This is a genomic window from Phenylobacterium sp., from assembly GCF_031425575.1.
GTDB lineage: Bacteria > Pseudomonadota > Alphaproteobacteria > Caulobacterales > Caulobacteraceae > Phenylobacterium.
In genome coordinates this window covers 1-17,115 of the sequence record NZ_JANPJP010000289.1, presented here as the reverse complement: position 1 = coordinate 17,115, position 17,115 = coordinate 1, and the positions used below count along the sequence as shown (strand labels likewise).

At 66.5% G+C, this 17,115-nt stretch carries 17 protein-coding genes and 1 pseudogene; 10 read left to right on the top strand and 8 right to left on the bottom strand.

Features of this window, described 5'->3' with window-relative positions:
* Positions 1 to 408 (top strand): annotated as a pseudogene (locus RMO97_RS16240) (methyltransferase type 11); the annotation flags it as partial.
* Between the two features lie 84 nt (positions 409 to 492).
* Positions 493 to 837, top strand: coding sequence for a P-II family nitrogen regulator (locus RMO97_RS16235; RefSeq protein WP_215343191.1), 345 nt, complete (start codon positions 493 to 495; stop codon positions 835 to 837).
* A 1,197-nt stretch (positions 838 to 2,034) separates the two neighbouring features.
* On the opposite strand, the gene RMO97_RS16230 is transcribed toward RMO97_RS16235, so the two are convergent.
* Together RMO97_RS16230 and RMO97_RS16225 are read right to left on the bottom strand one after the other, a co-directional pair.
* Positions 2,035 to 2,322 (bottom strand): type II toxin-antitoxin system RelE/ParE family toxin, encoded by a 288-nt coding sequence (locus tag RMO97_RS16230; protein ID WP_310542069.1) that lies wholly within the window; start codon positions 2,320 to 2,322, stop codon positions 2,035 to 2,037.
* Positions 2,303 to 2,608, bottom strand: a complete 306-nt coding sequence (locus RMO97_RS16225) for a type II toxin-antitoxin system RelB/DinJ family antitoxin (protein ID WP_310542068.1) — start codon at positions 2,606 to 2,608, stop codon at positions 2,303 to 2,305. The genes RMO97_RS16230 and RMO97_RS16225 overlap by 20 nt, the downstream gene beginning before the upstream one ends.
* 1,019 nt (positions 2,609 to 3,627) lie before the next feature.
* Here RMO97_RS16225 and RMO97_RS16220 point away from each other — a divergent pair.
* Positions 3,628 to 3,924 (top strand): nucleotidyltransferase domain-containing protein, encoded by a 297-nt coding sequence (locus RMO97_RS16220; RefSeq protein WP_310542067.1) that lies wholly within the window; start codon positions 3,628 to 3,630, stop codon positions 3,922 to 3,924.
* Positions 3,914 to 4,294, top strand: coding sequence for a HepT-like ribonuclease domain-containing protein (locus RMO97_RS16215; RefSeq protein WP_310542066.1), 381 nt, complete (start codon positions 3,914 to 3,916; stop codon positions 4,292 to 4,294). Before RMO97_RS16220 ends, RMO97_RS16215 begins: the two co-directional genes overlap by 11 nt.
* 24 nt (positions 4,295 to 4,318) lie before the next feature.
* Here RMO97_RS16215 and RMO97_RS16210 read toward each other — a convergent pair whose 3' ends face one another.
* Complete coding sequence (locus RMO97_RS16210) at positions 4,319 to 5,026, bottom strand: glutathione S-transferase family protein (RefSeq protein ID WP_310542065.1); 708 nt, start codon at positions 5,024 to 5,026, stop codon at positions 4,319 to 4,321.
* A gap of 278 nt (positions 5,027 to 5,304) precedes the next feature.
* Between RMO97_RS16210 and RMO97_RS16205 the strand changes: the two genes are divergently transcribed.
* Complete coding sequence (locus RMO97_RS16205; protein WP_310542064.1) at positions 5,305 to 5,952, top strand: DUF4230 domain-containing protein; 648 nt, start codon at positions 5,305 to 5,307, stop codon at positions 5,950 to 5,952.
* An 80-nt stretch (positions 5,953 to 6,032) separates the two neighbouring features.
* Here RMO97_RS16205 and RMO97_RS16200 read toward each other — a convergent pair whose 3' ends face one another.
* Together RMO97_RS16200 and RMO97_RS16195 are read right to left on the bottom strand one after the other, a co-directional pair.
* Positions 6,033 to 6,329 (bottom strand): hypothetical protein, encoded by a 297-nt coding sequence (locus RMO97_RS16200; RefSeq protein WP_310542063.1) that lies wholly within the window; start codon positions 6,327 to 6,329, stop codon positions 6,033 to 6,035.
* A complete protein-coding gene (locus RMO97_RS16195; protein ID WP_310542062.1) occupies positions 6,326 to 7,342 on the bottom strand; it encodes a MerR family transcriptional regulator in 1,017 nt (338 codons plus the stop codon). Before RMO97_RS16195 ends, RMO97_RS16200 begins: the two co-directional genes overlap by 4 nt.
* 74 nt (positions 7,343 to 7,416) lie before the next feature.
* Here RMO97_RS16195 and RMO97_RS16190 point away from each other — a divergent pair, with 74 nt between their 5' ends.
* On the top strand, positions 7,417 to 7,815 hold the full coding sequence (locus tag RMO97_RS16190; RefSeq protein WP_310542061.1) for a DUF393 domain-containing protein: 399 nt from the start codon (positions 7,417 to 7,419) through the stop codon (positions 7,813 to 7,815).
* On the opposite strand, the gene RMO97_RS16185 is transcribed toward RMO97_RS16190, so the two are convergent.
* Complete coding sequence (locus RMO97_RS16185) at positions 7,784 to 10,267, bottom strand: MHYT domain-containing protein (RefSeq protein WP_310542060.1); 2,484 nt, start codon at positions 10,265 to 10,267, stop codon at positions 7,784 to 7,786. The genes RMO97_RS16190 and RMO97_RS16185 overlap by 32 nt on opposite strands.
* Before the next feature lie 131 nt (positions 10,268 to 10,398).
* On the opposite strand from RMO97_RS16185, the gene RMO97_RS16180 reads away from it, so the two are divergent.
* The gene (locus RMO97_RS16180) at positions 10,399 to 11,199 is read left to right on the top strand and encodes an extensin family protein (protein ID WP_310542059.1); all 801 of its coding nucleotides are present in this window, start codon (positions 10,399 to 10,401) and stop codon (positions 11,197 to 11,199) included.
* A gap of 26 nt (positions 11,200 to 11,225) precedes the next feature.
* Here the strand turns inward: RMO97_RS16180 and RMO97_RS16175 are convergent, their stop codons facing one another.
* On the bottom strand, positions 11,226 to 12,236 hold the full coding sequence (locus RMO97_RS16175) for an HWE histidine kinase domain-containing protein (RefSeq protein WP_310542058.1): 1,011 nt from the start codon (positions 12,234 to 12,236) through the stop codon (positions 11,226 to 11,228).
* Between the two features lie 401 nt (positions 12,237 to 12,637).
* Between RMO97_RS16175 and pyp the strand changes: the two genes are divergently transcribed.
* Both pyp and RMO97_RS16165 read left to right on the top strand, forming a co-directional pair.
* On the top strand, positions 12,638 to 13,024 hold the full coding sequence (gene pyp, locus RMO97_RS16170; protein ID WP_304776953.1) for a photoactive yellow protein: 387 nt from the start codon (positions 12,638 to 12,640) through the stop codon (positions 13,022 to 13,024).
* A gap of 20 nt (positions 13,025 to 13,044) precedes the next feature.
* Positions 13,045 to 14,295: an AMP-binding protein gene (locus tag RMO97_RS16165; RefSeq protein ID WP_310542057.1), complete on the top strand. Its 1,251-nt coding sequence runs from the start codon at positions 13,045 to 13,047 to the stop codon at positions 14,293 to 14,295.
* 42 nt (positions 14,296 to 14,337) lie between these two features.
* On the opposite strand, the gene RMO97_RS16160 is transcribed toward RMO97_RS16165, so the two are convergent.
* On the bottom strand, positions 14,338 to 14,790 hold the full coding sequence (locus tag RMO97_RS16160) for a helix-turn-helix domain-containing protein (protein WP_310542056.1): 453 nt from the start codon (positions 14,788 to 14,790) through the stop codon (positions 14,338 to 14,340).
* A gap of 107 nt (positions 14,791 to 14,897) precedes the next feature.
* Between RMO97_RS16160 and RMO97_RS16155 the strand changes: the two genes are divergently transcribed.
* Positions 14,898 to 17,069, top strand: coding sequence for a TonB-dependent receptor domain-containing protein (locus tag RMO97_RS16155; protein WP_310542055.1), 2,172 nt, complete (start codon positions 14,898 to 14,900; stop codon positions 17,067 to 17,069).
* Positions 17,070 to 17,115 lie beyond the last annotated feature (46 nt).

Here is a 17,115-nt window from a genome sequence, read left to right as displayed (position 1 = left end):
GAGGTCTGGCGGGTGCTGTCGCCCTCGGGCCGGGTGATCCTGGTGGTGGCGGCGCGCAATGGCCTCTGGGCCAACGCCGAGGCCACCCCCTTCGGCCACGGCCGCCCCTATACCCGAAGCCAGCTGGCCGAACTGCTGCGGGAGGCCGAGCTGGAGCCCTCGGGCTGGACGCGGGCGCTGTACCTGCCGCCGGTCCCCTGGATGGCCGGCTGGGCCGAGGGCTTCGAACAGGCCGGCTCGCGCCTGTGGCCGGGGTTCGCAGGGCTGGTTCTGATGGAGGCGGTGAAACAGACCTTCGCCGTCAAGCCCCGCGCCCACCGCGCCCGGGTCCGGGTGGCGGTCCCGGCCCTCAATCCCCTGCCGGCCAGCCGGGCGCCTGTTTCGCGGGCGCCGCGCCGATCCGACTAGGGCCCCCCTTGGAGTGGGGCCCGGTTCGCCCTAGCTTGAAGGTTCACACGGCCGCCCCCGGGCGACCCAGCCGGAGATCCGCCCATGAAAATGATCGTCGCGATCATCAAGCCCAGCCGCCTCGACGCGGTGCTGGACGCCGTCACCGAGGCCGGGGCCTCGGGCCTGACGGTCACCGAGGTGCGCGGCTACGGCCGCCAGCGCGGCAAGACCGAGGTCTATCGGGGCGCCGAATACGAGGTGAAGCTGCTGCCCAAGGTGAAGCTGGAGATCGCCGTCCCCGACGACATCGCCGAACGCGTCATCGAGGCGGTGTCGCGCACCGCCAACACCGGCAAGATCGGCGACGGCAAGGTCTTCGTGCTCGACCTGGAACAGGCGCTGCGGATCAGGACCGGCGATAGGGATGCGGCGGCGATCGCGGGGTAGGGGCCCACCCGCTCATCCCGGCGACCCGAAGGGCGGCGCGAAGCAGCCAAGGCCGGGACCCAGGTGAAATCCACCCGACCTTCTTGCGAAGCCGGAAATCGGCGGGCGACCACCTCTAACCGTGCGGGATGAATCTGGGTCCCGGCCTTCGCCGGGATGAGCGGAGGTAGGGGCGGCGCATCTCATCCTCATCGACCCCGTTCGTGTGGTTCGTGTGGTTCGTGGACAATCTTGTCCGGCCGCGCGGGCGTCATGGCCCCAAGATTTGGAACCACGAACCACACTAACCACACGAACCACACGAACAGTGGGGCAGTCCCAAGCCCTCGCCGATTTCATACAGTGTCACCGTAATTCGCAATTCCTCACCGTAATTCCGAGGTTCGGCTGCGGTGGGCTCCAATTCTTACAGTTTCACCGTAATGCGTAATGCGGCTTCTAACTCAGGGAGAAAATGGATTGAAGGCCCACACTATCTCAGTGATCCGGCCTCGCTCTGAGGCAATACACACAGTGCCTTGGCGCCAAGAGTCATCGGAGTATACATCTATTGTTACCTCCGAAGAGAAAGATCGATGTATGCAATCGCCCCCCGATTTGGTCTTGATCTTGACTAACCCCAAGTTTGACAGTCTCTCGCCTCCAGCGGCGCGGGATCCGCCGATCTGGACGCCGAATTTTTGTCCGGAAGAGCCATGACCTTCTGGGTCAAATAGAACATCTTGAACGTCGTCGTGGTTTACTAGCGTAAACAAGATTACGAGCGTGAAAATGGCCATAAGACCCAAGAGTATCAGAATACGCCTCTGGCTCATGTTGTAGCTCCATGGCCGAGCCGGCCGCGCCGACCCAATAGATCGATGTTCAATAAATTTCACGCTTGAGGCGCAATTCGGGGCATGCGTCACCTGGAATGGGATCGGACGACGGTGACACTGTGGTTGCGGTGACAATGCACAAATTCAGCGACCTGCGCCCACCAGCACCGGCGGATTCAAGTGCGCTGGACCGCCCCGAAGGTGGCAGGCCATACCCACCTCAGGAACTCGTGGATGATCCGTGCGGGGCGCGCATGTCCAATCCTGCGCCGACTCACCGCTTTACGGCAACGCTGTGTGGGCTGAGGAATTGTGGGTCCGATCCCCGTACGACTCCTGGAGCCAAAGGCGTTCCCGACGAGCGCGGCCGTGTCACGCCTCAGCCGGGCGGCCATTGCCGAGCGGCATGAAGCACGCGCAGGATCACCACGGCGCGGTCGTCCTCGGCGTAGACGACAATGTAGTTGGGTCGGATGATCATTTCCCGGGTGCCTGCGACACGTCCCGGTCGATAGACCTTCGGCCGACCCGGCAATTTGGAAACCTTATCCTCGATCTCGTCTTTCAACCGCTGGGCGGCGTCGGGATTGTCGTCGGAGATGTAATCCACGATGGCGAGCAAGTCGGCCCGCGCCGCGTCGCGCCATTCAAGCGCCCGCGCGGTCACGGCGTTTCCGGTCGATGCGCGCTTGCGCCTCGTCCATCACCTGCCGATGGGGCGCCGTGGGGCCTGTGTCGGCAAGGGCCTCCTGCACCTTGGCGCGGAACCAGGCGTCATGGGCCTCGGGACCGGCTGTGAGTCCGGCGGGCAGCCCCCCCTCCTTGGCGACGCGGGTCAGCAGGATGCGGACAGCATCGGAGAGCGTGAGACCGACGCGTGCGAGCTTCTCCGAAGCATCGGCCTTGAGCTGGTTGTCCACGCGCACGTGGAGCATCGAGGTTTGAGCGGTCATGGCGGATCCTCCTGGCGGAGGGTTCATGATGTATCTCAAATGAGATGCGATCAAGGGCGGGCGGAGCCGAGCACCTCGGCAGTCATTTGCGCATTTGATATCATGTCACCGAGTTCCCCGAGGCCTCGCCTATTTCATACAGTTTCACCGTAATTCAATGCATTAGTACGGGCATTGGGGGCGGCGAGTTGATCCCGAGCTATACGTCGCTCAGGCGGCTCCATCGGAGGTGACAGCACTGCAATGCGTGGTCCGCAAGCGGCTCACTTATAAATTGCCTGATAGCGCCCAAGGGGCCCAAGCCTAAGAAGCGTGCCCGCCGCATCCGCTCGCGGTGGAGAACGAAAGCCCGTCGGCGCTACCGGGTAAAGCCAAGCGGGGCCTTGACCGCGGCCGGCTTCGCGCTCTTCCTGGGTACGCGAAACTTCATCAAGCGCCGCTGATCCAGGGCGGCTGCAATGCACATAGCGCTGTCCAATGAAGCCTAAGAGCAAGAAGCCCGACGTTGCTATCGGTCTGTTCCTAGTCGGAGTGGGGGCAATCCGGTTACTGACTGGCTCAGCCAACTGGCTTACCGGTCTCCTGGTAGTTTTCGGCCTGCTGCTTGTTGCCGAGGCTGTGATCCTGTGGCGAACCGGGGAAGACTAGGATCCGAAGCGGGAGCGAAGCCCCCGATCTCAGACGGCAGCCGCTGTCGTCGTTAGGAAGGGAAGGGCGTTCGAACGCCACCTTGCCTGGGCGAGGGCGCGGAGTATCCATTTCGTACAGTGTCACCGTAATTCTTGTCGGAACCGGAGGCCCGGTCAGGCCGGTCGCTCGCCCCCTGCAACGCGGGCCGAAGCCGAAGACGATTTAGTGCACTGTCACGGCAATTACTGCCCCAGCCCCTCGTAGCGGAGGTTACGGTGACAGTGCACTTAACTTGGGGAAGAGCACTCATTGACCGCGTTGATTGGGCCGGCCATCAGCGCCCAAAGGATACCCTCCGCCCTAAAGACAATTTGCGGTATGTTGTGGACATGAGCCCGGACGCGGTCATTGCCATTTTGCGAGCCCACGAGGCGGCGCTGCGCGGCCAAGGCGTCACGCGGGCGGCGCTGTTTGGCTCAACGGTTCGCGGCGAGGCGACCGACGACAGTGACCTGGACATTCTCGTGGAACTCGACCCAGCGGCACACGTCGACGTGTACGGCTATGTTGGCATCACCCAATATATCGCCGACCTGTTCTCGCTGCCGGTCGACGTGGCAGACCGCGCCATGCTGATCGAGCCCGTTCGGCGGACGGCGGAGAAAGAAGCGCTCTATGCCTTCTGACGTCGAGATGACGTCGAAAGAGCAGCTGGCCTGGCGCGCGATCCAAGACAACGTGCGCCTAGCGCAGGACTTTGTGGGCGGTCTGACGGCTGAGGCGTTCGGGGATGATCGAATGCGGTTCTACGCGGTCACCCGGTGCCTGGAGATCATTTCCGAGGCGTCCCGCCACCTAGGGACCGGCCAGCAGGCGCGTTTCCCCCACCTCCCTTGGCGCCAAATCCAAGACTCCGGGAACGTGTTCCGGCACCGATATCAGCACGTGGCCGAGAGCCAGGTCTGGATGACCGTGACGATGCGACTTCCCCAAATGCTGGTCGCGGCTGATGAGGCTCTGGGCGATACGCCGCCCCGGACACACGCGCCGAAGTGAAGCCCGGATCAGGTCACCGCACCATCACGCATCCTCGCCCTGGGCGGCGCGGAAGGCCGTCATCATTTTCGCGAAGGCGCCGCTCTTGATCAGGGCGCGGCGCTCCTCGAGGCCGCGATGGAGTTCCACCAGGGTCCTGGCGGCATGTTCGTTCTGCTGGATCGCGCGCCAGTAGGCGGCGACGTTGGGCAGGCTGGGGATGGGGTCTTCCAGGCCGGCGAAGGGCAGGGTGTTCTCGACCATGAACAGGCCGGGCACCAGGGCGCAATCGGCCAGGGTCAGGCGGCCGCAGCAGGCGAAGCCGTCGGTCCCGATCATCCGGTCCAAGGCCTTGAGGTTGCGCTTCACCTGGCCGGCCAGCAGGCTGATGGTCCCCTCGTTGCGGGGCGTGACGTAGGTCTGGCCGCTGAGCAGGAACATGTTGTTCATGATGTAGACGTCGCCGATGCGCGCCATCGTGCGGATCTGGGCGGTCTCCCGCGCACTTGTCCCCAGCAGGCTCGGCTCTGGATAGACTTCTTCGAGGTATTCGGAGATGACCTCGGATTCCGGCATCATGTCGCCGTCGATATCGAGCACCGGGATGCGGCCGATCGGATGGCTTTCGCGGAAAGCCGGTGTGCCGAAGGTGGGCGGCCGCTCGATGGCGATGTCGGTGATGCCCTTGGCGTAGATCTGCATGCGGACGCGGGCGGAATAGGGACTAAGGTCCCCGGAATAGAGCTTCATCATGGTCAGGACTTTCCTCCGGGGGCGGCCATTTTCTTGTCGCGCGTGAGGCTCGGCTGCCTTGAACGGTCACGCTCTGGCGCGGAGGTTAGCGTCGCCTTCCGCGGCTTGCTAGGTCCAGATGTCGCGGCAGGCTCCCGGCCGGAAGCCTGCGGCCGGACCTGAAGTGCAGCGGGACCTTTTGGACGGTCGATTTCTTACAGTGTCACGGAGAGAACGTGGATGGAGCGATGTGCGCCTGTCCGGGTAGTATCGTCTGATCACCCCTTGAGAGGCGCGGCATGGCCGGGAAGACTTTGACCTGGATCGTCGGCGCCGGCGCTGCGGCGGCCCTCGTCGCAGGGGGCTACTACGCGGGCTATGACGCGGCGCGGGGGGCGTTGTCTGACACCCAGGTCAGGAGCCTCGGCGTTTTCAGCCAGCAGACGGAACGTGTCCTGGCCGCGACGGTCACCAACCTCCAGGCGGAGAACCGGCTGGTGGTCTACCAATATACCGGCGACGTCCGCGTGGCGGCGGAGAAGTCCGACCTCGGAGGATTGCTGAAGACCACCCAGGAACTCACCGTTCCGGCCACGGTCAGCTACTTCGTGGACCTGTCGCAACTGCGGCTGGAGCACGTCGCCTTCGATCAGGCGACACAGACGGTTCACGTGAAGCTGCCGCCGCTGATGATCGGTGATCCGGCGTTCCAACCGGAGCGCGCCCGGGCGGCGAACGGTGGGGTGCTGACCCTGAACGCCGACGTCGTCCAGGACCTCAACCGGGTGAACTACAGGTCCGCGCGCAAAGCGTTCGTCGCGCAGGCGCAACAGCGACAGTTCGTGGACTTGGCCAGGGATCGGGCGCGGAAGAACGTCGAAGCCTATTTCGAGATTCCACTCCGGGTGGTCGGATCGCCGAACATCAAGGTCACGTCGTCTTTCTAGTTGAACGCCGGCCTGAGGCGCTCGGCGGCTCACCGTGAAAGGGCGCTGTAGCGCCCTGTCACCGCAAGTCCCGCTGACGCCTATTCGTGCTCGCCGTCGGCGCGACGTGCCGAGGCGGATGCGAAGAGAGACGGCCTCTTTTCCGCAGCCGTGTAGGTGGCGACAGTGATGGCGGCCGCCGCGATCAGGGCGATATGGCCGACCAGGCTGACAGCGAGGAACGTATAGCTGCCGATGGCGATCGCAAAAGACGCGGCCCACATCCAGCCCAGAACCTGGAGGATCATGTGCCGCGTCGGGATGTCCTGGACATGGCGAAGCGGATTTACGTTGTGATTGAACACATAATTCCAAGCAAATACGACGAGTCTTCTCATGACTGTTCCCCTTGATTTATCGATGAAAATTGATCTGTTTTTCCGGGCGCGGGACCATCAGACCCTTCCGTGAGGGTCGCGCGGGCCCGCCAGGCTTCAATGGCGGGTCCGATGGACGCCAGCCCCCGCAGCACGTAGACGCCCGGCTTGGGACGCAGACCGGAGCAAGCGCCGCCAGCCCATATCTCGGTGGTCTCGGGCGCAAGGCGCCGCAGTTCAGCGAGCCCGGCTGACGCCTGGGCCGCGGGAATTATGGCTGAGAATGACAGGGCCAGGATGTCGGCCTTGTGCGCCCTCGCGGCCGCGGCGATTTCAGGAATCGGCGTCTGAACCCCAAGAGAAACGCCGAGGCAGCCTTCCAGGGTGAACATCGCCTCGGCCATCATCAGGCCCAAGGCATGGGGTTCCTGTGGGAAGGTGCCGAACAGGACGCGCGGGCGAGCACGCGGGAAACCCGAACCCTGGCTGGCGTTGATGGCGCTACGCAGCACCGTCGTGAACTGTTCGGTGAAGACGTGCTCCTGATGGATCTCAAGACCCCCCCGCGACCAGGCTAGACCTATCGCTTCCACCAGCCGTGGACCGGTGACGGACGCGAACGCCCCCAGCCCGGATCGCAGGACCATCGCGTTCAGATGATTTCGCAGGCCGACGGCGTCGTGGGCCCTCAGGAGATCGAGCACCTGTTCGGCCTCGAAGGCGGTCGGCTGTTCATCGGGGCCGCCGACCTGTTCCAGAAGTTTCTTCAACTGGTCGTCCGGGAGCCCGACGACTTTCCCGGGACGATGGCCCGCGATCACCAGACGGCGCAGCAGACGAAGGGTCGTGACCTGATCGGCCGGGTAGAGCCGTTCGTCCTGCTTGTCTCTCAGCGGGTTCGGGAACCCGTAGCGACGCTCCCAAACCCGCAAGGTGTCCTTCGGCAGGCCGCAATCCCGCTCAACCGAGGCGATGCTCATGGGCGCCGCCGGTTCGAGGGTTTCCGCATTTGTCATGGACAGGTCTAAGTTCATGCCTAGACATTCTCCCATGAAGGCGTATTTGTCCAGGACAAAATGGAGATACACCGATGGAGACGATGTCGACCATGTCCGGATCGGACCCGAGGCCAGGCGAGCTCACCGTCTGGTACGACGGCGACTGCCCAATCTGCACAGCTGAAATCGGACTCATGCGGAGGCTCGACAGCAGCTCGGCGATCGCGTTCGTCGACCTGAGCCTGGCCGGCGGGTGTCCGACCGATCGCGCAGCCCGCCTTGCCCGTCTGCACGCCCAGCCGCGCGGCGGGGCCATGGTCTCTGGCGCGGCGGCCTTCGTGGCCATGTGGCGCGTGCTTCCAGGCCTTCGCCCCCTCGCGGCTCTGGCCTCGCCACCGCCGGTCCAGTGGCTTCTGGAGCGCGCCTACCTGATCTTTCTAAAGGTTCGCCCGAGCCTTCAGGCGATCGCGCGATGGCTCATCGCCCGCCAGAAAGCGGGCCGCCCTTGAGGCTTGCGACCGAACCCGTCGCCCGTCGCAGGGCGCGCTGCAGGTCGTTCATGCGGAACGGCTTGCTCAGGATGATCGGGTCCATCCCCGCGCCGGCTTGAATGGCTTGGGTGTCGGCGAAGCCGCTGGCGAAGACGATGGGCAGGGACGGCCAGTAGCGCCGCGCCTCGAGGGCCACCGCGGCGCCGTTCATCCCGGGCATGGCGAAGTCGAGAAGCAGAACGTCCGGCGCCTCGACCTTCAGGATCGAGAGCGCCGAGGGCCCGTCGCTGGCCTCAGTCACCCTGTGGCCCAGGGACTCGAGCACCTTGACGATGATGGTTCGGTGATCCTGGTCATCGTCCACGATCAGCACCTTCAGGGGCGAAGGTGGCGTATCCTCCAGACCTGCGTCGGAGGGGCCCGGCCGAACCGGACTGCGCTGCGTGCAGGGAAGATAGACGCGCACGCAGGTCCCCTTGCCGGGCGCGCTCTCGATGCGGACGGCTCCGCCGAACTGCCGGGCGCCGCCGTAGATCTGGGCCAGTCCGAGCCCGGTTCCCTTGCCCACCGGCTTGGTGGTGAAAAAGGGCTCCATGGCCCGCCGCAGCGTCTCCTCATCCATGCCGACGCCGGTGTCGCGGACGGCGACCACGACATAGTCGCCCTGGGCCAGCTCGGCGTCGGCGACGACATGTTGAACCGATGTGCCGATGGCCAGGCTGCCGCCTGTCGGCATGGCGTCGCGGGCGTTGATGGCCAGGTTCAACAGCATCATCTCCACCTGGGTGGGGTCGGCGAGCACCGCGGCGGGTGTCGGGTTGAGGTCCAGGGTCAGGACGATCGCCGGCCCCAGGGCGCGCGCAAGCATGTCCCGAATGTCTTCGATGATGTCGCAGACCAGGATGGGTTGGAGTTGGAGGCTCTGCGAACGCGAGAAGGCGAGCAACTGGGACGTCATTTTGGAGCCGCGTTCCGCGGCCTGAACGCCCGCCTCCGCCAGGTCGCGGACGCGGTCGGGATCATCGGCGCGCCGCGCGATCAGGTCGAAGGCGCCGACCACCGCCCCGAGGACATTGTTGAAATCATGGGCCAGGCCCGACACCAGCTGGCCCATGGCCTCCATCTTCTGGCTCTGTTGGAGCGCTTCCTGCGCCAGGCGCAGCTCGGCGGTGCGCGCCTCCACGCGCGCTTCGAGCGTCGCGTTCAGGTCACGCAGCCTCGCCTCGACGGCTTCCCGCTCAATGACCAGCCGCGTTCGCTCGGCGAGCTCCTCCATGAAGGCGATATCATCGGCATGCCAGCGGCGGGGGAGGCGGGCGTTCAGGTAGACAATGGTCCGCAGACGGCCATCGCGCACAAAGGGCACCACCAGGATCGAGCGGGTGTCGACGTCCCGGGCGGTGTCGCGGGTCCGCGCCTCATCGCTCAGGTTGGCGGTCAGGAGGTCTTCGACCACGACGGTGTCGCCGGCCATGAGGGCCGCGACGATCTTGACCCCGAAGGCCGCTGCCGGAAACCGCCCGAGCAGCGGGGCCACCTGCCCATCGGTCCAGCAGACGTCATAGGTGAAGACATCCTCCACCGGATCGAGCTGGCCATAGCCTGTCCGGCTGACCCCGAAGTGCTCGCCCATGAGTGCGGCCACTTCGTGGAGGGCCTCGACGGAGCTGCCGTTGCGAAGGATGTCTGCGACCCTCAGCCGCAGAGCGGTCCTGGCCGCCCGACGGGCAAGGCGATCAAAAAGCCGCTCCAGCCGGGCGCTCGCGAGCGTCAGCAGCAAGATGAGCGCCGTCATGGCGCTGACGCCGACGCCCAGATAGGTCTGGTAGACCGTGGAGATCCCGCCCGCCGCGGCGGGCGAGGCGTCGTGGGTGAAGGTGGCCGCATGCATGCCGGCATAGTGCATGCCCGAAACCGCGCCCCCCATGAGCACGGCCGCCACAAGCCTTCCGCCAAGGCTCTGGTCGCGTGACACCAGCCATACCGACGCCGTGGCCGCCCCGAGCGCGATCAGCACCGAGACCGCGATCCATGCCGGATCGTAGCGAATGTGCGCATCCATCCGCATCGCCGTCATCCCGAGGTAATGCATGGCGACGACGCCGCAGCCCATGAGCAGGCCAGCGACGACGATACGGCCCCGGACCGGGGCGGGCCGCGCCATGACCATGAAGCCGGCGCCGGTGAAGAGGACCGCAAGGGCCAGAGAGGCCAGGGTGAGTCCCAGGTCGTAGCCGATCTGGACGCCCGGGAGACTCAAGGCGAGCATGGCGACAAAGTGCATCGCCCAGATGCCGCCGCCGAGGGCCACGGCGGCGGCGCACAGCCACAGGCCGCGGGCCCTACCATCGGAGGTTCGGATCCGGCTGGCGACATCCAGCGCCGTGAACGACGCGAGGATGGCGATCAGGATCGACAGGACGACCAAAAACGCATTGTGGGCGCCTGGAACGGCCATCGGCGGAGTCATGGCCGGCACATTTTCACAGGCAGGTTAGCGGCGCAATATGGCCTCCCTGGCGTAGAAGCCTGGCCGATATCGGTATCTCCGGGGGCTGACGACCCGGTGACGCCGGCCGCCTGACGCCAGGGTCCGAGGCGATGGCGATTCCGTCCCCCGATCACCGCAATTACGCCGCCGTCTCGATGGAGGAGGGGGACCTGATGAAGGTCGCCCTGCCAGTCTTGGAGCCGCCCTCCGCGCAGGCCCGGGCCATGGCGGGGTTCGGCTCGCTGCTGCTCGATGCGGCGCTGGCCGGCCTGCTCTTGTTCATGGTGGTCGATCGGACGGCCCCGCCGCAGGACCTGCCCTGGAAGCCCTTCTCCCTCAACCAGCCCATCGGCCTGGCGACCTCGGGCAAGCTGGCGCGGATCGCCGCCGACCCCGCCCGGTGCAAGGCGGCCCTGGCGGCGGGTAAGGTCGCCTTCACGGAGACGCCGGCCAAGCGCGACGGCTTCTGCTCGACCCTTGACTCCGGCCGGGTGGGCGGCGGGGCCTTGTCGCCGGCGGGCCCGGTGATGACCTGCAAGGAGGCCCTGGCCTTCACGCTGTGGAACCGGCAGGTGCTGCGCCCCGCGGCGCGGGACATCCTGGGCGCGGAGGTCGCGGCCATCGACCACTACGGGACCTATGCCTGCCGCCGCGTCTACGGCCAGAGCTCGGGCCGGATCAGTGAGCATGCCCACGCCAACGCCTTCGATTTCGCCGGCGTGCGGCTACGCGACGGCCGCCGGGTGACCGTCGCCGCCCACTTCAGCGACGAGGGCCCGCGCGGGCGGTTCCTGCGCGCGGCGCGCGACGGGGCCTGCAAGGTGTTCCGGGTCACGTTGAGCCCGGACTACAACGCCGCCCACCACGATCACCTGCATCTGGACATGGGTCCCTTCCGCACCTGCCGATGACGCATGATTCGGTGCGCGAAAAAGCCTCAGGTTCCAAGGCGTTCAGGATCGACCCTCAGGGTGACCACCAGGCCGGCCTCGAGCCAGTCGTACTTAATCGCGCCGCGCAGATGGCCGTTGACGCTGCGCTCGATCAGATTGCTTCCGTAGCCCTTGGGTTCCTCGGGCGCCTTGACCAGGGGACCGCCGGTCTCTGTCCAGACGATGGTCACCGCTTCGTCGTGCGCGGAGCAGGAGACGTTGAGCATGCCGGTATCGACCGACAGGGCGCCGTACTTCAAGGAGTTGGTCGCCAGCTCGTGGACGATCAGGGCGACGATCGTGGTCGCCGACTCGCCGACGATCATGCGTGGCACCGAGACCCGAATGCGGCCGCTGAACGCGCCCAGATCGTCGTAGGGCGCCAGCAACACGGTCAGCAGGTCCCCGAGCAGGGCGGAGGGGGCTTCGGTCTGGCCGGCCACCGGACGCACCAGGTCGTGAGCCCGGCCGAGGGCCGTCAGCCGCAGCGTCAGTTCGCGGGCCATGTCCTCGACGGTCTTGGTGGAGCGCGAGGTGATGGCCGTCAGCCCAGAGGCGATGGCCAGGAGGTTCTTGACCCGGTGGCTCATCTCGCCGGCCAGCAGCTCGCGGCCCTCCTCGGCCTGCTTGCGGCCGGTCACGTCGATGAAGATGCCGAACATGACCCGCTGGACCATGCCCGCGTCATCGCCCTGACCCCGCGCGGAGATCCACTTGAGCTCCTCGCCGACCAGGATGCGGAAGTCGATTTCAAAGGCGCCGGTGACCGCCCGCGTCGCGTTGAAGGCCGCCCGGACCCGATCGCGATCGTGCGGGTGAATGTGGGCCGACAGATCCTCGAAGGTGACGTCGCGGCTGCGCGGGACGCCCCAGAGGTCGTAGGAATGGTCGTCCATGGCCAGGGCGTCGGTGTCCACATTCCACGACCAGAGGGTGACCCCGGCCGAATCGATGGCGCGCACCAGGTTCTTGGGCTCCCAGAGCAGGGGCTTCAATTTGTCGGGCGTAGGGGTCATTGAGCTCCCAGGGTGCTGAGTCGGCACATTGCCAGGCGCCGTCTCCAGGGCCCTGTAGTTCAGCTTTGATGAACCGCGCCTGTCACAGGTCGGGCGGCGTCAAGGTTCTAGCCCGCCTTTTGCTCATCGTCACCGTGACGATGAGCACGGTGGGCTTGTGAGGGCGAGACGACCTGTAGGTCGGTATCCCGGACGCATAGGGGCAGGAGGTCCGTCCCGGACTGAATTAAGATTTTGTTCATCCGCGGCCAGCGTCGGAACGGCTTGTCGCGCCCAGGTTTCGCGCCGACGCGTGACCCGCGTCGTGGTATGATGATCCGGAAATAAGCAATTCTTAAGCTTTCCAGAACTCTATTGATCGCGGGCGCGAGCCCGGTAGATTCGCATGGGAGACGGGTATCATGGCTGGACTCGAGATCGTCGCGTTTGGGTCGGACGACATAGACAACGTGCTGAAGAACAAGTCCGCCGCCGAGATCGATAAGCTCGCCTTCGGGGCCATCCAGCTGGATCGGACCGGGCGCGTGCTTCAGTACAATGCGATGGAGGGCGAGATCACCGGGCGCGATCCGCGCGCCACCCTTGGAAAGAGCTTCTTCACGGAAGTCGCGCCCTGCACGAACAAGCCGGCGTTCAAGGGCGAGTTCGACAAGGGGGTCGCCACCGGCGCGCTGAACAAAATCTTCGAGTACACCTTCGACTACAACATGAAGCCCACCAAGGTGCGCGTGCACATGAAGAAGGCGTTGATCGACGATACCTACTGGGTCTTCGTCAAGCGGGTCTGAGCCGACGGCGATTTTGGGCGATGCCGGGTCTGGAGACATGGTGGCGCGACACCGAGGCGTTGCACCGCTACGTCGTTGACCTGGTCCATGACGAGCTGGCGCGTCTTCGCCCCGGCGCCCTGCCCCCCGCCCGTCCCTGGGACAGCGCGCTGGGCCTTGTCGATTCGACCGGCCTGGCGTGCGACTCGCTGGAATTGCTCAACCTGGCCAGCGCGGTGGCAGAAGCCGTGCAGATGCACCGGGCGGGCGTTGAGGACTATCTGCTGGCCCGCCGGACGATCGGTGACTGGGTCGATATCGTCGCCGCCGGCCTTGAACGGTTTTCCGACGAGCTGACCTTTCGCACCTCAGGAACGACCGCAGAGCCCACGGCGCGCCTGCATGAGCTGGTGAGGCTCGCGCAGGAGGTCGAGGAGCTGGCGCCGCTGTTCCCGGGCCGCCTCCGTATCCTCAGCGCGGCGCCGGCCCACCACATCTACGGCTTTCTCTTCTCGATTCTGCTGCCGCAGCGGCTCGCCGCCCGGGTGATCGACATCCGCGGACGATCGCCGACCAGCGTCGGCGCGATGCTCCGGGACGGGGACCTCGTCATCGGACACCCGGCCTTCTGGACGGCGTTCGTCCGGGCCGGGGTCGCCACGACATCCGACGTGATCGGCGTCACCTCGACGGGGCCGTGTCCTGCCGATGTGGCGCGCGCGGTCACCGAGCGGGGCGTAGCGCGGCTGGTGGAAGTCTACGGGTCCTCGGAAACGGCTGGCCTGGCCGTCCGCGAGCATCCTGAGGCGGCGTTTGGCCTGTTCTCATACTGGAGCCGCGGACGCGACGACTCCACCCTGGCGCGCACCCTTCCCGACGGATCGGTCGAGACGGCGGCGGCCCCCGATCACCTGGCCTGGTGCGACGACCGTTGTTTCCGGGTGGAGGGGCGGCGCGACCATGCTGTGCAGGTGGGCGGCGTCAATGTGTCGCCGGAGCTGGTCGCTCAGCGCCTGCGCGAACACCCGATGGTGCAGGACGTGGCCGTGCGCCTGATGCGGCCGGAGGAGGGCGCGCGCCTGAAGGCCTTCATCGTGCCGGTCTCCCCGCCGCCGGATGTGGTCGCGCTCCGGCGCGACCTCGCGGCCTGGTGCGACGCGAGGTTCAGCGTTCCCGAACGTCCCAAGGCGTTCAATCTTGGTCCGGAGCTTCCGAGGGGCGCCCTGGGAAAGCCCGCGGACTGGTCGGTTTTCGAAGAGGCGAGGCGCGGGGAAGATACAGAAGGCGAGTGAGCGAGGCCCGGCGCGCCCTGGCGGGGCCCGCGGCAGCCGGGCTCAAGCCGGCGGGGTGTTGCCCGGATAGTCGACGCCGCCCGGCTCCAGGGGGGCCAGGCACTCCGAGCAGACCAGGGTGGGCCTGAAGCTGTGGCCGCAGGCCCTGTGGCGGCGTTCGAGGGGCCGCGATGTGGGGGTCGGCAGCCAGGCCTCGCCCCACTGGGCCATCATCATCAGAACATGGCCCAGCGCCCGCGCCTTGTCGGTGGGCAGGTAGTCGAAGCGCTCGGGATGGGCCTGGTAGGGCTTTCGCTCCAGGACGCCAGCCTCCACCAGGTTGGCCAGCCGCCGCGAGACCATTTCCCGGCTGCAGCCGAGCCGCGCCTGGAAGCCGTCGAACCGGGTCACGCCGCGCAGGGCGTCGCGCAGAATCAGCGCGCTCCAGCGGTCGCCGATCACCGAGAGGGTTCTGGCGATCGGGCAGTCGTCGCCGGCCAGTTCGTCCCACCGCATGGGCGTTCCTCCATTTCCGAGGGGCGGACCAAGAGGCGCGTTGACCCCGCCGGAAACGCCTCCCATTGTGAGTCCAAAAAGTAGACTCGTAAATGGGGAGCGGAATTATGACGCGCCAGAGACAGACCAGCCTGCGGTGGCTTTCGACAGCGTCGCTGCTGGCGCTTGCCTGCGCCGCCCCGGCCCTGGCCCAGGCGCCTGCCCCCGCCCCACCCTCATCCGGCGAGACCGCCCCGGACGCTGGCGCGAGCTTCCCGGCGGCTTTCTTCGCCCCGTACAATCCGGTGACGGCGGCCGACATGGTGGCGCGCGTGCCGGGGTTCGAGCTGCGGGACGGCGACAACCGGCGGGGCTTCGCCGCCACGGCCGGCAACCTGCTGGTCAACGGCGAGCGGCCCAGCTCCAAGGCCGCGCCGTCGGATCTCCTCAAGCGCATCCCGGCCGCCAGCGTGCTGCGGATCGAACTGCTGTCGGGCAGCAACTCGGCCATCGACATCCGCGGCCAGTCCCAGGTGGTCAATGTGGTGGTGAACCGCGCGACCCGGGCCGACTCCGCCACCACCTTTGTCGCCGGCCTACGGCATATCCAGTACTCCAACCGGATCGGCTGGGCCCTGCAGGCGTCCCGCACCCTATCCCTGACCCCCACCGCCGAGCTGGCCCTGGACATCCAGGCGCCCAACACCCTGGGACGCGGGGTGGTGCGCGAGCGCCTGGCCAGCGGCGCCGGGGTGTTGACGGGCACGCGCTATCAGGTGAGCAAGGCCAACAACCGCACCCTCCAGGGCTCGGCCAGCCTGCGCTGGCGGCCCTCGCCGGCCGACGCGGTGAACCTCAACCTGCAATATGTTCCGGTCTGGAACGGCTCGGAGTCGGTCCAACTGGAGGCGGTGGCCAGCGGCGCCCTGCGCAGTTCGCTGGACGGGGTGATCGCCTATGACAACAACTATTCGGCCGAGTTCGGCGGGGACTGGGAGCACCGGTTCGGCGCCGACCTGACGGTCAAGCTGATCGGCCTGATGTCCCATACCAGCGTCGATCAGTTCGACAGCTTCGACATCTTCACCGCGCCGGCCGCCCGCACGCTGCGGACCCAGGACCGCTCCACCCGCAGCGGCGAGCGCATCGGCCGGATGCAGGTGAAGTGGGACGCCACGCCGGCCCACACCCTGGAGTTCGGCGGCGAGGGGGCGTTCAATTTCCGCGACACCACCCTGGACATCATCAACCAGCCGCAGGGCGGCGCGCCGGTGCGCGTGCCCCTGGCGGTGGCCAACGCCCGGGTCGAGGAGCTGCGCGGCGAGGTCTACGCCAACGACATCTGGACGGTCAGCCCCAAGCTGTCGGTGGAGACCGGGGTCAATTTCGAGGTTTCCCGGATCACCCAGACCGGCGACCAGACCAAGGAGCGGAGCTTCAACTATGTGAAGCCGCACCTGACGGCGACCTATGCCTTCGACCCCCGCACCACGGTGCGGCTGGTGCTGCAGCGCGACGTGGCCCAGCTCGACTTCGCCGAGTTCAGCAGCGCGGTGGACTTCCTCAACACCTCCACCATCCAGGGCAATCCGGACCTGGTTCCGGAGCGGGCGTGGAAGTCGCGGCTGGAGCTGGAGCGCCGCTTCGACCAGAAGGCGGCGATCACGCTGGCGGCCTTCGCCGACCGGGTGGAGGATGTTCACGACCTGGTGGTGGTGGGCGGACTGGACGCCTACGGCAATATCGGCGTCGGTACGCGGATCGGGGCCGAGGTGCGGGCGACGATCCCCCTGCGCGGGGTCGGCCTGCCCAACGCCGAACTGCGGTTCAGCGGCCTCTATCAGCAGACGCGGGTGACCGACCCGATCACCGGCGAGGAGCGGTCGTTCTCCAATCCCCTGGAACGTCAGGGCACCGCGGCGGGGTCGCAGACGCTCAACGCCGCCAACAAGGATTGGGCCTATCTGGTGAACTTCCGCCAGAATCTGCCCGACATCTCCGCGGCCTGGGGGGCGACGCTCTTCCAGTGGGCCGGCCGCCAGGAGTATCGCCGGGCCGAGATCCTCGAATATGTCCGACCCAAGCCCAGGCTCGACCTGTTCTTCGAGACCACGGCGATCAAGCCGGTGACCCTGCGGCTGTACATCAACAACATCCTGGTCTCGTCGGAGGAGCGCACGCGAACCTTCTTCCAGACCGACCGCAGCTCAGGGGTGGTCCAGCGCGTGGAAGAGCGGACGTCGCAGGGCGGCGCTGATGGCTCCCGGGCGGTGGGCTTCGTGATCTCGGGCCGGTTCTGATCGCCGATATTGGCTTTCGCCGCGGAAAGCTGGCAGTCCTCTATCC